This is a genomic window from Rhizobium sp. H4 (assembly GCF_003013335.1).
Lineage (GTDB): Bacteria > Pseudomonadota > Alphaproteobacteria > Rhizobiales > Rhizobiaceae > Rhizobium > Rhizobium sophoriradicis.
On record NZ_PSOW01000016.1, the window covers coordinates 1 to 14,773 of the forward strand.

Annotated in this window: 15 protein-coding genes and 1 pseudogene; 6 read left to right on the plus strand and 10 right to left on the minus strand. The window is 62.4% G+C overall.

Translation table 11 applies throughout. From position 1 onward, the window contains the following. Positions 1-104: pseudogene (locus C4N04_RS22885) on the plus strand (IS5/IS1182 family transposase); the annotation flags it as partial. Positions 105-397: 293 nt separating this feature from the next. Here C4N04_RS22885 and C4N04_RS22890 read toward each other — a convergent pair. From C4N04_RS22890 to ccmA, 5 genes are all read right to left on the minus strand, one after another. Then, positions 398-1,003, minus strand: a complete 606-nt coding sequence (locus C4N04_RS22890) for a DsbE family thiol:disulfide interchange protein (RefSeq protein WP_038691844.1) — start codon at positions 1,001-1,003, stop codon at positions 398-400. Further along, positions 1,000-1,167, minus strand: coding sequence for a heme exporter protein CcmD (ccmD, locus tag C4N04_RS22895; protein ID WP_009991495.1), 168 nt, complete (start codon positions 1,165-1,167; stop codon positions 1,000-1,002). The genes C4N04_RS22890 and ccmD overlap by 4 nt, the downstream gene beginning before the upstream one ends. A 3-nt stretch (positions 1,168-1,170) precedes the next feature. Continuing rightward, positions 1,171-1,932, minus strand: a complete 762-nt coding sequence (locus C4N04_RS22900; protein WP_038691842.1) for a heme ABC transporter permease — start codon at positions 1,930-1,932, stop codon at positions 1,171-1,173. Between the two features lie 46 nt (positions 1,933-1,978). Then, the gene (ccmB, locus tag C4N04_RS22905; protein WP_038691840.1) at positions 1,979-2,638 is read right to left on the minus strand and encodes a heme exporter protein CcmB; all 660 of its coding nucleotides are present in this window, start codon (positions 2,636-2,638) and stop codon (positions 1,979-1,981) included. A 242-nt stretch (positions 2,639-2,880) separates the two neighbouring features. Beyond that, complete coding sequence (gene ccmA, locus C4N04_RS22915; protein WP_106797112.1) at positions 2,881-3,528, minus strand: heme ABC exporter ATP-binding protein CcmA; 648 nt, start codon at positions 3,526-3,528, stop codon at positions 2,881-2,883. 262 nt (positions 3,529-3,790) lie between these two features. Here ccmA and acnA point away from each other — a divergent pair, with 262 nt between their 5' ends. The 3 genes from acnA to C4N04_RS22930 all read left to right on the plus strand — a co-directional run bounded on the left by acnA (position 3,791) and on the right by C4N04_RS22930 (position 8,147). After that, a complete protein-coding gene (gene acnA, locus C4N04_RS22920) occupies positions 3,791-6,481 on the plus strand; it encodes an aconitate hydratase AcnA (protein ID WP_038691836.1) in 2,691 nt (896 codons plus the stop codon). Positions 6,482-6,716: 235 nt separating this feature from the next. Beyond that, positions 6,717-7,457, plus strand: coding sequence for a thioredoxin family protein (locus C4N04_RS22925; RefSeq protein WP_106797113.1), 741 nt, complete (start codon positions 6,717-6,719; stop codon positions 7,455-7,457). Between the two features lie 288 nt (positions 7,458-7,745). Further along, on the plus strand, positions 7,746-8,147 hold the full coding sequence (locus C4N04_RS22930) for a DUF2794 domain-containing protein (protein ID WP_009991293.1): 402 nt from the start codon (positions 7,746-7,748) through the stop codon (positions 8,145-8,147). A gap of 6 nt (positions 8,148-8,153) precedes the next feature. Here the strand turns inward: C4N04_RS22930 and C4N04_RS22935 are convergent, their stop codons facing one another. The 4 genes from C4N04_RS22935 to C4N04_RS22950 all read right to left on the minus strand — a co-directional run bounded on the left by C4N04_RS22935 (position 8,154) and on the right by C4N04_RS22950 (position 12,980). Beyond that, positions 8,154-8,714, minus strand: coding sequence for a GNAT family N-acetyltransferase (locus C4N04_RS22935; protein ID WP_106797114.1), 561 nt, complete (start codon positions 8,712-8,714; stop codon positions 8,154-8,156). Between the two features lie 109 nt (positions 8,715-8,823). Beyond that, positions 8,824-9,552, minus strand: coding sequence for a Bax inhibitor-1/YccA family protein (locus C4N04_RS22940; protein ID WP_077992203.1), 729 nt, complete (start codon positions 9,550-9,552; stop codon positions 8,824-8,826). Positions 9,553-9,732: 180 nt separating this feature from the next. Then, positions 9,733-12,276, minus strand: coding sequence for an ABC transporter permease (locus C4N04_RS22945; RefSeq protein ID WP_106797115.1), 2,544 nt, complete (start codon positions 12,274-12,276; stop codon positions 9,733-9,735). Beyond that, positions 12,273-12,980 (minus strand): ABC transporter ATP-binding protein, encoded by a 708-nt coding sequence (locus C4N04_RS22950; RefSeq protein ID WP_038691826.1) that lies wholly within the window; start codon positions 12,978-12,980, stop codon positions 12,273-12,275. Before C4N04_RS22950 ends, C4N04_RS22945 begins: the two co-directional genes overlap by 4 nt. A gap of 71 nt (positions 12,981-13,051) precedes the next feature. Here C4N04_RS22950 and C4N04_RS22955 point away from each other — a divergent pair, with 71 nt between their 5' ends. Further along, positions 13,052-13,696 (plus strand): arylesterase, encoded by a 645-nt coding sequence (locus C4N04_RS22955; RefSeq protein WP_038691824.1) that lies wholly within the window; start codon positions 13,052-13,054, stop codon positions 13,694-13,696. 68 nt (positions 13,697-13,764) lie between these two features. Then, positions 13,765-14,358 carry an RNA 2',3'-cyclic phosphodiesterase gene (thpR, locus tag C4N04_RS22960; RefSeq protein ID WP_004676889.1) on the plus strand — a complete coding sequence of 198 codons (594 nt, stop codon included), beginning with the start codon at positions 13,765-13,767 and terminating at the stop codon, positions 14,356-14,358. On the opposite strand, the gene C4N04_RS22965 is transcribed toward thpR, so the two are convergent. Continuing rightward, on the minus strand, positions 14,265-14,765 hold the full coding sequence (locus C4N04_RS22965; protein ID WP_096769710.1) for a low molecular weight protein-tyrosine-phosphatase: 501 nt from the start codon (positions 14,763-14,765) through the stop codon (positions 14,265-14,267). The two genes, thpR and C4N04_RS22965, sit on opposite strands and share 94 nt — an antisense overlap. Positions 14,766-14,773 lie beyond the last annotated feature (8 nt).

A 14,773-nucleotide genomic window follows, 5' to 3' on the forward strand; every position in this document is an offset into this window, starting at 1 on the left:
GCCTGTCGCTCATCCGCTATCGCGGCCTGGCCAAGGCCGAAGCCCAGGTGTTGATGACCGCGATCGCCTTCAATATGCGCCGCTGGGTGACGCTGACCAGCTGACCCAAGGGGCGGACTCCGTCCAGCTGCCTGCCAAATCATCAAATTCAGCCACCATCACCCCGCCACACACCGAAGCGGGGCAAGCACAGATGACGGCAATCGCCTGACCCAAGCTGCAACGCCGGTTATGTAACAGTCCCCACAAGGGGGAGGGGCTAACTCGGCGCACTGTATGGCGCCAGGCAGCAACCTCTCTGCGGATGAAACGGTGAGTGGGATATGTCGGAAGCGGCATATAAGTCCCTCCCCCTTGTGGGGAGGGGTTGGGGAGGGGTCTTCTCCCGGAATGAAACTTAAGAAACCGGCTTTCCCAGCGCCTTTTCCATCGCCGGAAACAGCCCTTCGTTCAGGCTGATATCGTCGAAGGGGCCGACGCGTTTGTAGAGGATCGTGCCGTCGGGGGCGACCAGATAGCTTTCCGGAATCCCGTAGACGCCCCAATCGATCGCCGCCTTGCCGTTCGGATCGACGCCGATCGCTCGATAGGGATTTCCGAGTTCGCCTAGGAAACGCAGGGCGCTATCGTTCTTGTCCTTGTAGTTGATAGCGACGATATTCAGCCGCCCGTCCTTCGCCAGTTCCTTCAAGATCGGATGTTCGTCCCGGCAGGGCAGGCACCAGGAGGCGAAGACGTTGACCAGGGTCAGCTTGCCTTTGATGGCGGCATCGGTCAGCGCCGGCAGGTTGGCGCCCTCAAGCGGCGGCAGGTTCAGCGCCGGCGCCTTGGTCCCGATCAGGGCGGAGGGGATTTCGGCGATGTTCTTGCCGTGGAAATCCTGGTCATAGAGCATCTTTGCGGCCGTCGCGGCAATGCCACCGAAGACGATGAGCGGCAGAAGCGCCAGCGCATAACGGCCAAGCCCGCGCGCCCGGGCCGTGGTTTCGGGCGCCTCGCTCATTCGCCGTCCCCCGCGCGCGCCGAGCGGCGGCGAATGCCGGCGGCTTCGAGCGCCGCGAGTTCGCGGCGCCGCGCCCGGCCGTCGGCCCAGGTCCACAGCGTGACGGCGACCGTGACCAGCGCTGCGAATCCGTAAGAGGCGTAGACATAGAAGGCGTGCGTCACCGGCTATTCCTCCCGGCTCGCCATGCGGGCGGCGAGACGGCGCTGGGCGGCGATGCGGCGGCGCCAGATCTCGTTTCTCATTGCCATGACGTGCAGCGTGAAGAAGAGCAGCGTGAAAGCGATCGCCATGACGAAGAGCGGACGCAGAAATTCCGGATCGATCGCCGGCCCATCGAGGCGCATCACGCTGGCCGGCTGATGCAGCGTATTCCACCAGTCCACAGAGAATTTGATGATCGGGATGTTGACGAAGCCGACGAGGATGAGCACGGCGGAAACACGCGCGGCCTTCGATGGATCGTCGATGGCGCGGCTGAGCGCAATCAGGCCGAGATACATCAGAAAGAGAACGAAGACCGAGGTCAGCCGCGCGTCCCAGACCCACCAGGTGCCCCACATCGGCTTGCCCCAGAGCGAGCCGGTGACGAGCGCCAGTAAGGTGAAGGCGGCGCCGAGCGGGGCTGCGGCCTTGGCCGAGACATCGGCCAGCGGATGGCGCCAGACCAGCGTGCCGATCGCAGAGCAGCTCATGACCGTGTAGCACATCATCGAAAGCCAGGCCGAGGGCACGTGGACATACATGATGCGCACGGTCTCGCCCTGCTGGTAATCGCCTTCGGTCGCAAAGCTCAGATAGAGGCCGGCCGCGAAACAGAGGGCGGTCATGCCGGCCAGCCACGGAAGGGCGCGCGCCGCCAGCGCCAGAAACCGCGTTGGGTTGGCGAGATCGCTAAATTTGCGGATGGCTAGGCTCGTTTCGCTCATGCCGCTTCCTTACCTTGATCCGGCTAGTCCCGCAATCGAATGACATTCAATCCGACGTGTTTCGCAGCGCGAGCGCAGCGGCGGCCGGGCCGATCACCGCGAAGAACAGCGTCAGCGCTGCCAGGATGAGGAAGGGTGGCAGGAAGGGGGCGGGATCCTCGACCGCGGCATAGGTGGCGCTGACGCCGAAGATCAGCACCGGGATGGTCAGCGGCAGTACCAGGATCGAGACCAGCAGGCCACCGCGCGGCAGGGCGACGGCAACGGCGGCGCCGACGGCGCCGATGAAGGTGATGGCCGGCGAGCCGACAAGCAGCGTCAGCATGGTGGCAGCAATCGCCGTCTCGTCCATGTTCATGAAGAGCCCGAGCAGCGGTGAGGCGATCACCAAAGGCAGGCTGGTCGCCGTCCAGTGGGCGAAGCATTTGACCAGCACGGTGAGGACAAGCGGTGTTTCCTGCATCAGCATCAGGTCGAGCGACCCGTCGTCGCGCTCGGCCTGGAACAGGCGGTCGAGGCCGAGAAGGGCGGCAAGCAGCGCGCCGATCCAGACGATGGCTGGGCCGATGCGCGAGAGCAGCTTGAGATCCGGGCCGACGCCGAACGGGATGACGGCGACGATCGTGAGGAAGAACAGCACGCCGATCAGCGCGCCGCCGCCGGCGCGGATGGAGAGTTTGAGATCGCGGAGGAAGAGGGCGGTCATCTAGGGGCGGCTCTCTACATGTGTGATGGATGGTGCGGCACCCCCCTCTGCCCTGCCGGGCATCTCCCCCACAAGGGGGGAGATCGGCTGGGGGCGCCCTCTTGCCCCAATCAAACGCCACGGATGGCGACAGCCGCTCGGCGCACGACCAAGATTTCGCGGGGCCGGTGCATCTTGCCGATCTCCCCCCTTGTGGGGGAGATGCCCGGCAGGGCAGAGGGGGGTAGCGACATCGCAAACCATCATCCCCACACCCCCTGATCCACGCCGGCAAAGCCCGTCATCTTCAATTCCTGCATATTCTTCAAGCCCAGGGGCTGATGCGTCGCCGCCAGCGCGATGCCGCCTTTTGCCAGATGCGCTTCGATCAAGCCGGAAAGCAGCCGGTCGGCGCTGGCGTCGAGTGCCGCCGTGGGTTCGTCGAGGATCCAGATGGGGCGGTGGGCGACCAGCAGCTTTGCGAAGGCGAATCGGCGCTGCTGGCCGGCGGAGAGATAACCGAAGGGAAGGTGGGTTATTCCCGAAAGGCCGACGGCTTCGGCTGCCTCCTCAGGGGATAGGCCGGCAGGCGCTTCCGTTTCGTCAAGAAAGGCGCGCCAGAAATCGAGGTTCTCTGCAACCGTAAGTTCATTCTTCATCGCATTTCGATGGCCAAGGTAGTGGCTGACCTCGCCGGGATGCCGGCCCTCCCGGCTGCCGTCGCCATGAAAGATGACAGTGCCCTTTTCCGGCCTCAACAGACCGGCGACAACGCGCAGCAAAGTGGACTTTCCGGATCCATTTCTCCCCGTCAGCACAAGCGCCTCGCCGGCTGCCAAGTGAAAGGAAAGATTAACGAAAATCAAATCGTCACCGCGCCTTGCGGCCAGATTTTCGGCGGTGAGATGCATGCATCGGTTCTTTCTTCGTTGCGGCCTGCGGAGGGGTCAAAAAATGTCCGATTTTGCTCGGTTCCGGGTATGGCAAGTTTTTAGGAAATTATCTATAAGACCTGCAACCACGCCAGCGGTCGGCGTGAATTTCATCCTTGCGCCGAACTTGGAGCGTCTGCTCCACGTGCGGACAGCGGAAATGGCCGTACCCGCATCCTGATGTGCATTAAGTGCATAGGCGTTCGCACGACTGTGTTGGCTATCAGAAACGGGGTCTCTCGTGTCTAAATCTCTTGACAGTTTCAATTGTCGTTCCACGCTTTCCGTTGGTGGAAAGGACTATGTCTATTACAGCCTGCCCAAGGCTGAGGCAAACGGTCTGCCCGGCGTCTCGAAGCTGCCCTATTCGATGAAGGTGCTGCTCGAAAACCTGCTGCGCTTCGAAGACGGTCAGTCGGTCACCAAGGAGCATATCCTGGCCGTCGCCGAATGGCTGAACAATAAGGGCGCGGTCGAAAACGAGATTGCCTATCGCCCGGCGCGCGTGCTGATGCAGGACTTCACCGGCGTTCCCGCGGTCGTCGACCTTGCCGCCATGCGCGACGCGATGGTGTCGCTCGGCGGCGATCCCGAGAAGATCAACCCGCTCGTTCCAGTCGACCTCGTCATCGACCACTCCGTCATCGTCGATGAATTCGGCACGCCTCAGGCTTTCGCCAAGAACGTCGAGTTGGAATATCAGCGCAACGGCGAGCGCTACCGCTTCCTAAAGTGGGGCCAGCAGGCCTTCAAGAATTTCCGCGTCGTGCCTCCCGGCACCGGCATCTGTCATCAGGTCAATCTCGAATATCTCGGCCAGACCGTCTGGACCAAGGAAGAGGACGGCGAGACGATCGCCTATCCCGATACTTGCGTCGGCACCGACAGCCACACGACGATGATCAACGGTCTTGGCGTTCTCGGCTGGGGCGTGGGCGGTATCGAAGCGGAAGCGGCGATGCTCGGCCAGCCGGTTTCGATGCTTCTTCCTGAAGTCATCGGCTTTAAGCTGACCGGCAAGCTGAAGGAAGGCGTCACGGCGACCGACCTCGTTCTGACCGTCGTGCAGATGCTGCGCAAGAAGGGCGTTGTTTCGAAATTCGTCGAATTCTTCGGCCCCGGCATGGACAATATGCCGCTCGCCGACCGCGCGACGATCGGCAATATGGGTCCGGAATACGGCGCCACCTGCGGCTTCTTCCCGGTTGACGGCGAAACCATCAACTACCTCACCATGTCCGGCCGCACGCATGACCGGATTGCGCTGGTCGAAGCCTATTCGAAGGCCCAGGGCATGTGGCGCGAAGGAGACGGTTCCGACCTCGTCTTCACCGACACGCTGGAACTCGACCTCGGCGATGTCGTGCCGTCGATGGCCGGCCCGAAGCGTCCGGAAGGCCGCATCGCGCTCGAAAACATCGCTTCCGGTTTCGCCGGCTCGATGGATGCCGATTACAAGAAGCCCGGCCAGCTTACTAACCGCTATGCGGTCGAAGGCACTGATTTCGATCTCGGCCATGGCGACGTGGCGATTGCCGCCATCACCTCATGCACCAACACCTCCAACCCGTCGGTGCTGATCGCTGCCGGCCTTCTCGCCCGCAACGCCGTTGCCAAGGGCCTGAAGACCAAGCCGTGGGTGAAGACCTCGCTCGCTCCGGGATCGCAGGTCGTCGGCGAATATCTTGCTAAGTCCGGCCTGCAGGCCGATCTCGACAAGCTCGGCTTCAACCTCGTCGGCTTCGGCTGCACCACCTGCATCGGCAATTCCGGCCCGCTGCCGGCGCCGATCTCGAAGACGATCAACGACAAGGGCCTGATCGTATCGGGCGTGCTCTCCGGAAACCGTAACTTCGAAGGCCGTATTTCGCCTGACGTTCAGGCGAACTACCTCGCTTCGCCGCCGCTCGTCGTCGCCTACGCGCTTGCCGGCACGGTGCAGAAGGATCTGACCAACGAGCCGATCGGCGAGGACCAGAACGGCAACCCGGTCTATCTCAGGGATATCTGGCCGACCTCTGCGGAAGTCCAGGAATTCATCCTGAAATACGTCACCCGCGAGCTTTACGAAAGCAAGTATGCCGACGTCTTCAAGGGTGACGTCAACTGGCAGGCCGTTCAGGTTCCGCCGGGCCAGACCTATGCCTGGGACGACAATTCGACCTATGTCCAGAACCCGCCCTACTTCGTCGGCATGGGCAAGAAGGGCACCGGCGTCGCCGACATCAAGGGTGCGCGCGTCCTCGGCCTGTTCGGCGACAAGATCACTACCGACCACATCTCGCCGGCCGGTTCGATCAAGGCGGCATCGCCGGCCGGTGCCTATCTCATCGGTCATGACGTTGCCGTTGCCGACTTCAACCAGTACGGCACGCGCCGCGGCAACCATGAAGTGATGATGCGCGGCACCTTCGCCAACATCCGCATCCGCAACCACATGCTCGGCCCGAACGGCAAGGAAGGTGGCTACACCATCCACTACCCGTCGAAGGAAGAGACCTCGATCTACGACGCGGCGATGCAGTACAAGCAGGAAGGCGTGCCGCTCGTCATCTTCGCCGGTGTCGAATATGGCAACGGCTCCTCGCGCGACTGGGCGGCCAAGGGCACCAACCTGCTCGGCGTCAAGGCGGTGATCGCCCAGTCTTTCGAGCGCATCCATCGCTCGAACCTGGTTGGCATGGGCGTCATCCCCTTCGTCTTCGAAGAGGGCACGACCTGGCAGAGCCTCGGCCTCAAGGGCGACGAACTCGTCACCATCGAAGGCCTCGACAAGATCAAGCCGCGCGAGCGGAAGATTGCCAAGATCACCTATAGCGACGGCACCGTTAAGGACGTTCCGCTGCTGTCGCGCGTCGATACGCTCGATGAGGTGATCTACCTCAACAATGGCGGCATTCTGCAGACGGTCCTGCGCGATCTCGCTGCCTGATTGTTAAGAGCCTGACATGATCAGGGCCGCCGGAGAGCAATTTCCGGCGGCTTTTCTTTTGCGGCGGCGGCATTCGAGCGGGCTCACGATGATTTGTTTTCTGCGGCTTCCGGTCGTGCTGCGTCTCACCCGTTCGTGACTTTTCGTTTGGACCCGGAAGGATTATTCGTACGTTCATATCTCAGAGCCTCCGGTTACCAACACGCTGGCGACGCTGAAAAAGAGGTGCAGGTGAATGTTCCCCCGTTTGTTGATCCCGCTATTGGCCGGTCTTGCTCTCGCAGGGCCGCTGAATGCCGAAGACGGCACGCCGAAAGGCGTCGTCGAGCTGTTCACGGCGCAGGGCTGCTCCTCCTGTCCGCCGGCTGATGCGGCTTTCCGCAAGCTGGTGAACCAGGGAAATGTCATCGCGCTCGCATATCACGTCGATTACTGGAATTATCTCGGCTGGGCCGATACGCTGAGCTCGAAGGAAAACACCGAGCGGCAATACGGCTATGCCAGGACGATGGGCCGCAGCAACGTCTACACGCCGCAGGCCATCGTCAATGGACGCGGCCACCTGGCCGGCTCCGATTTGAACGGCATCAACAGCAGGATCGACACCTATAGCGGCGAAGGGAACGGGTTGACCGTTCCTATCAGCGCATCGATGCGCGGCGACGAGCTGGAAATCAAGATCGGGGCGGGACAGGGCAAAGCCAATGTCGTGATGGTTTATTTCGACAAGGAAAAGACGATCGATGTCGAAAAAGGCGAGAACAGCGGAAAGAAGCTCTCGTATCTGCACAGCGTCACCAATGTCGAAACGGTCGGCATGTGGGATGGCAAGGCGACCAGTCTGACGCTGCCGGCAACCGTCCTGCAGCGGCCGCAGCTCGAGGGTTGCGCTATCCTGCTGCAGTCGGCGACCGCGGACGGCGATCCGGCCGCGATCCTTGGCGCGACCGTGGTGATGGCGGGCAAAAATATCTGAGTTGCATCCGCTTGCGGATGAAGGTCCGGGCGGCCCGGCTGAGCGTATTCGGGGCTGGGGTTAAGGTCGATACGCTCCGCCGGGCCCTTTGGCGCGCTGGCGCCAAACCGGGATGCATAATTCTCCTGCAAATGAGGCGCTGTTTTGACTGAAATGCGGCGCTGCCGAGAAAGCGGCGACCTGTCCACTGTCGGCTGCGACTGAATGTGACGGGCCGCACTCTTGCAATTTGTGGCGGCTCGGGCAAACTGTCATTCCCCTGTCACAAGCGGAGGCCTCGGGAGACTGATGACAGATCAGCCGGATTTGCGACACGGCGGAAACCGCTCCGTCGACAATAGTTCCTCAGTCGTCGTCGATCTCAGGGAATACAAACAAAGCAAAGATCCGCTGCCGGTGACTTTCCATAGGCGCGAACTCGACGCGATCCTCTGGATCTACGGCCGCATGGTCGGTGAGGGTGAATGGCGCGATTACGCCATCGATCACCTGAAGGACAAGGCGGTGTTTTCCGTCTTCAAGCGCTCCGGCGAAATGCCGCTCTTCCGAATCGAAAAGAACCCGAAGCTCGCCGCCAAGCAAGGCGCCTATTCCGTCATCAACGTCAACGGCATGATCCTGAAGCGCGGACACGAGCTGAACCTAGTCCTCAAGGTCTTCGACAAGGCCTTGAAGCTGGTCGATCAATAAGCCTCATCAGCCGCCGGCGAACAGCGTGCCGGGATAGACGGATGGATCCGGATCGGTCGTCATGCCCTCGCCGAGGCTGCGCTGCATGAGCATCGTGTCAAGCCAGCGGCCGTGCTTGTAGCCTGTGCCCTGCATCAGGCCGACCTCCACGAAGCCGGCCTTGAGATGAAGCGCGATCGAGGCGGGGCTCGCGCCGCCGATGACGGCCACCATCTGACGAAAACCAAGGGCGGTGCAGCGGTCGATCAATTCGCTCATCAGTGCTTTGCCGATACCGCGGCCGCGGGCTTCGGGCGCCAGGTAAATCGAATCCTCCACCATCCAACGATAGGCCGGGCGGGTGCGAAAGGCCGAGGCATAGGCGTAGCCGAGGAAGTTTCCGTCGTCATCGGCTGCGGCGATATAGGGATATTGCTGGCCGATGATGGCGGCAAAACGCTGCAACATCTCGGCCTCGGAGGGCGGCGCAATCTCGTAGCTTGCAACGCCGTTCAGGACGGAGTCGCGATAGATCCCGGTAATGGCGGGGATATCGGCTTGAGAGGCGTCGCGCAGAAGGAAGGACATCGGGCAGTTGGTCCAGCGGCGGGGCGGAGCTCCTCTAAAACCATCCCTGCGAAAACGGCGCAACAAAAAAGGCGGCCGAAGCCGCCTTTTTCGATCGTGATGGACCTGCTTATTTACGGTTGCCCATGAACTGCAGCAGGAACATGAAGAGGTTGATGAAGTCGAGATAGAGCGTCAGTGCGCCCATGATCGCCTTGCGGCCGGCAACAGCGACGTCATCGGCTTCGTAGTAGAGCTCCTTGATCCGCTGCGTGTCGTAGGCGGTGAGGCCTGCGAAGATCAGTACGCCGATCACCGAGATGGCGAACTGCATCGCCGACGATGCCAGAAAGATGTTGACGATCGAGGCGATGATCAGGCCGAAGAGACCCATGATCAGGAACGAGCCCATTGCCGACAGGTCACGCTTCGTCGTGTAGCCGTAAAGCGACAGCGCGCCGAAGGAGGCGGCGGTGACGAAGAAAGTCTGAACGACGCTCTGACCGGTATAGATCAGGAAGATCGACGAGAGTGACAGACCGACGAGCGCGGCATAGATCGCGAAGGTCGTCTGGGCGGCGCTCACCGACATCCTATGGATCCGGAAGCTCAGGAAGAACACCAGAGCCAGCGGCGCCAGAATGACCACCCATTTCAGCGGGCTCAGGTAGATCGCCTGGCCGAAAGCGGTAATCTCGCCATTGGCGAAAGCGAGCTGGAACGACAGATATGCGGCCACACCGGTGATCGCCAGACCCAGCGCCATCAGGTTGTAGACCTTGAGCATATAAGCGCGCAGGCCCTGATCAATCATCTCGCCGGTCTGAGCGCGGCTTTGATAGTTACGAAGATCAGCCATAGTTTCCTCTTACAAGCTCCGATGGAGATACGGTGTCGGGGTTTTCGACCCGGGCGCCGCTGCGGAGCTCCAGCATGCCTGCAGACAATATGAGGCCTTCGCCCCTCGCAAACAAGAGGCTTGCAAAGGCCCGGCCGGTTAAATCGCCGTAAGGTGAAGGGTTTGGGCGTCGCTATCCGGTCAAAGCTCGCGCAGGACGGGCGCCGCCTTCTGGCCGAGGATGCGCCAGGTGCCGATGAGGCCGATGCCGACGGTCAGGACGAGCGCCGTCACCAGCGTCAGCCCCGCCACATCGGGCAGAAAGGCCGAGGGCAGCCGCATGATGCGGGCGACGATGAACCAGGCGGCGGCGGCGCCGGCGATTAGCGCGAAGATCGCGGTTGCGAGCCCGAGGATCAGATATTCGTAACTGAAGGCGCGGATCAGCATGGCCCGGGTGGCGCCGAGCGTCTTCAGCACCACTGCATCGTGGGTGCGCGCCCGGTTTCCGGCGGCAAGCGCCCCGGCAAGGACGAGGATCGAGGCGATCAGGGCCACCGAGGCGGCGGCGCGGATCGCGGTCGCAAGCTGCGCAACGAGCTGGTTGACGATATCGATCGCGTCCTTGACGCGCACGCTGGTGATCGTCGGATAGGTGTTGGTGACGGATTTCAGGATCGCCGCATCTTCGGCCGGCGTCGAGGCGGGATCGGTCAGGGTCGCGAGCCATGCGTGCGGGGCGCCGCGGAAAGTGTTCGGCGAGAAGACCATGACAAAATTGATCGATAGCGATTCCCACTGGACGCGGCGCAGATTGGCGATCTTGGCGGTGATGTTGCGGCCGAGCACATTGACGGTGACGGTGTCGCCGATCTTCAGGCCGAGTTCATGCGCCTCTTCCGAGGAGAAGGAGACGAGCGGCTCGCCGCTGTAATCCTTGTCCCACCAGCTGCCTTCGGTCAGCGCGGCATTTTCCGGCAAAGTGTCGGCATAGGTGATGCCGCGATCGCCGTTCAGCACCCAGCGGCCGGCGGCCGGCACGTTCATCTTGCTGACATCCTCGCCGTTGAAGGCGACGATGCGGCCGCGCAGCATCGGCACCTCCATGAACTTGCCCTTCGGCGCCTGCGCCTGGACGAGATTGCGGAATGCGTCGACCTCGGCGCTCTGGATATCGACGAAGAAAAAGTTCGGCGCGCCCTCGTTCATCCGGCCGGTCAGCTGCTGGCGCAGGTTTCCGTCGATCAAGGTCAGCGTCACCAGCAACGCCAGGCCGAGGCCGAGCGACAGCACCACCGAGGGCGTCAGGGCGCCGGGACGGTGGATGTTGCCGATCGCAAGCCTGAGCGCCGGCGAGTTGACGCGCGGGCTGCGGCGCGCAAGCCAGGCGATCAGGGCGGCGACGAGGCGCAGCACGACAAAGGCGAAGACGATCGCACCGACGAAAACGACGGCGATGAAGCGATCATAGGCGGTGAGGACGGCAAGGCCGGCAAGCGCTGCCATGAAGAGGGCGGCCAGCAGGATATAGGGCCAGGACGGCAGGCGGCGGGCCTCGAAGCCCTGCTCGCGGAAGAGCGCCGTCGCCGGCACTTCGCGGGCATGGCCGAGCGGCAGGATGGCGAAGGCGAGCGTTGTCAGGATGCCGAAGAGCGCCGCTAGCAGCAGGGCGCCGGGATAGAGCGTCGGCGCTGTGGACACCGGCAGGAATTGCGCCAGGAACTGCGCAGCGAAGATCGGCGATAGGGCGCCGACGACGAGGCCGATCATGATGCCGCCAAGGGCGATGATGGTGATCTGGAACAGATAGATTAGCACGACGACGGCGGCCGGCGCACCGAGGCATTTGAAGCTGGCGATGGTGGTGCGTTTGGAATCGAGGAAGGCACGCACCGCATTGGCGACGCCGACGCCGCCGACGATCAGCGCGGTCAAGCCCACCAGCGTCAGGAACTGCGAGAAGCGGGTGATGTTTTCGGTAAGCGAGGGCGCGGCCCGGTCGCTGGTGCGGATCGCCCAGCCGGCGGAGGGGAATTCCCTTGAGGCGCGCGCCTGGATGCCCGATATCGCGCTCCTGTCCTCCAGCCGGATCTTGTAGGCATGTTCGACCAGGCTTCCGGTCTGGATAAGGCCCGAGGCATCGAGCGCCTGGCGGCTGACGAGCAGGCGCGGCGCAAAGCCGAAGCCTTCGGAAAGGGCGTCCGGCTCGGTCTTGACAGTGCCGGTGATGCTGAGTTTGACATTGCCGAGCAGCAATTCGTCGCCGACCGCAAGGCCAAGCCGATCGAGCAGCAGCGGGGCTGCGACCGCGCCATAGGTGCCGCTTTGGGCCGAAAGCAGGGCTGCGAGCGGATAATTTGGCTCGGCCGCGAACCTGCCATAGAGAGGGTAGGCGTCGTCGATCGCTTTGACTTCGACAAGCGCCTGGTCGGAGCCGTCGGGCCTCCGAGCCATCGAGCGCAGACCTGTCGACACCGAGACGGTGCCGAGACTTTCGAGGAACCCCATTTCCTGCGGTGTGGCCTCGCGGTTGTTGAGCTCAAAGCGGACGTCGCCGGCCAAGAGCTCCTGCCCCTGCGAGGCGATCGTGTCGGTGATCGACTGCGAAACCGAATTGACGGCGGCAATCGCGCCTGTGCCGAGCGCGATGCAGGCTAGGAAAATGTAAAAGCCGCGAATGCCGCCGCGGAGCTCACGGAGCGCCAGGCGAAATGCAAGCGCGGTGCGCGGCGTAATCATTCTCATGCGATTGCCGCCTCGCTGCGGCGGGCGGCGCTGTCGCCTTCGATCTGGCCGGAGCGGACGCGAATCTGGCGCGAGCAGCGGTTGGCAAGCGAGACGTCATGGGTGACGAGCAGCAGGGTCATGCCGCGTTCGGCCTGTTTGGAAAACAAGAGGTCGGCGATCTGGCGGCCCGTCTCGGTATCGAGATTGCCGGTGGGCTCGTCGGCGATCAGCAAAGCGGGCGAGGGGGCGAGCGCCCTTGCGATCGCCACGCGCTGCTGTTCGCCGCCGGAAAGTTGGCCCGGATAGTGGTTCAACCGTTCGCCGAGGCCGACGGAATTCAGCTCGCGATGGGCGATTTCGAAGGCGTTGCGGACATTGGCGAGCTCCAGCGGCACGGCGACGTTTTCCAGCGCCGTCATGTTGGCGATCAGGTGGAAGGACTGGAAGACGATGCCGATGTTGCGGCCGCGGAAATCGGCGACCTCGTCCTCGCTAAGCGCATGGAGCGGTGTATCGTTGATGTTGATTTCACCGCTGTCGAGCTTCTCCAATCCGGCAAGCACCATCAGCAGGGTGGACTTGCCGGAACCCGAAGGGCCGACGATGCCGACGGATTCGCCGGCTGAAATATCGAGGTCGATGCCCTTCAGCACATGGACGGAAGCGGCGGCGCTGCCAAGGGTCAGATCGGCGCTCTTCAACTCGATGATGGTTTTTGCCAAGGAAATCGCCCTATATAAATCTCTAACCGAATGGCCGCGTGACGGCACCTCGCCAATCTAGGGAAGCCAGAATGAGATTTAAAGTTGCCGCGCTTCAATTCACCGTCATCGCCGTCTCGCTGATTTTTGCCGGGGCCGCCGCTGCCCGAACGATCAATCTCGTCGGGTTCGGGGACAGCCTAATGGCGGGCTACCAGCTGGCGCCCGGCGAGGGTTTCCCCGAAAAGCTGCAGGCGGCCTTGAAGGCGAAGGGGCTCGACGTTGCCATCGCCAATGCCGGCGTGTCGGGCGACACGACGACAGGGGGGCTTGCCCGCATCGACTGGTCGGTGCCTGACGGAACCGACGGCGTCATTCTGGAGCTCGGCGCCAATGACGCGCTGCGCGGCATTCCGCCGGAGGAGAGCGAGAAGAATCTCGACCGTATGATAAGTCGCCTGAAGGAGCGCGGCATCGCTGTGTTCCTCGTCGGCATGATGGCACCGCCGAACATGGGTGCGGACTATGCGGAGCGCTTCAATCCAATTTATCGGAAACTTTCGGAGAAATACGAAGTTCGGCTGTATCCCTTCTTCCTCGACGGGGTGGCGCTCGATGCGGGGCTGAAACTCGAAGACGGAATGCATCCGAATGCGAGAGGTATCGACGTCATGGTCGAAAAGATGGAAGCCGATGTCACAAATTTCGTCGGGACGATTTCTACTGTGAAGAAATAGGGGCTTGCGCGCTCATTGATTGCGTGATTCCGTGTAAGCACCTGTAAAAGATTCGGGGAGTGCTCGTTATGCCGAGACTGTTTACCGCCCTCGAAATTCCGCGCAATGCGGCGATGAGCCTTTCATTGCTGCGCGGTGGCCTCCCCGGAGCACGATGGATCGATGTGGAGAATTACCACATCACGCTGCGCTTCATCGGTGATGTCGACGGCCGCACGGCCGATGAAATCGTCGAACGCCTCGATCGGATCGACCGGCCCGAATTCCAGTTCCGCCTCGAAGGCATCGGTTCCTTCGGCTCGAAAAAACCGCATTCGGTCTGGGCCGGCGTCTCGCAATCGCCTGAGATGTACGCCCTGCAGGGTGAGATCGAGCGCATCTGCCAGCGCATCGGCCTGCCGCCGGATCCGCGCAAATTCATGCCGCATGTGACGCTGGCCCGGCTCAAGTCCTCGCGGCTCGACGATGTCGTGCAATATCTGGCCGGGCGCGGCAACTTCCACACCGCGACCTTCACGGCGCCACGCTTCGTGCTGCTTTCGTCGCGCGAATCGGTGGGCGGCGGACCCTACCTGACAGAGGAAGTGTTCCCGCTGCACGAGGCACGTTCGACGCCGAGCGCTTCGAGCAGGCTGCTGCAGCCGGTCAAGAGCCTGGTATAGATCAGCTCGAAACCATCAGGGCCGCCATAATAGGGATCGGGAATATCCTCTCCGGTTCCAAGCGCGGCATCTCCGAAGAGCCGGATGGTCGCCTCGGGCGGCGCGATCTTTTCGAGCGCCGCCACATTATCGCGGTCCATGGCCAGGATCAGATCGAAATCCCTATAATCGCTGGAGCGGATTCGGCGGGCGCGTTGCCCGGATATATCGATACCGTGGCTTTGCGCGGCGGCGATCGAACGCCGGTCGGGCGGCTCGCCTTCATGCCAGCCGCCGGTGCCGGCGGAATCGATGGTGAAATGGCCGGTCAGGCCAGCCTCGGTGACGAGGTGGCGAAAAATTCCCTCGGCAAGCGGAGAACGGCATATATTGCCCATGCAAACGAAGAGGACACTGATAGGCGTCATCGGTAGAC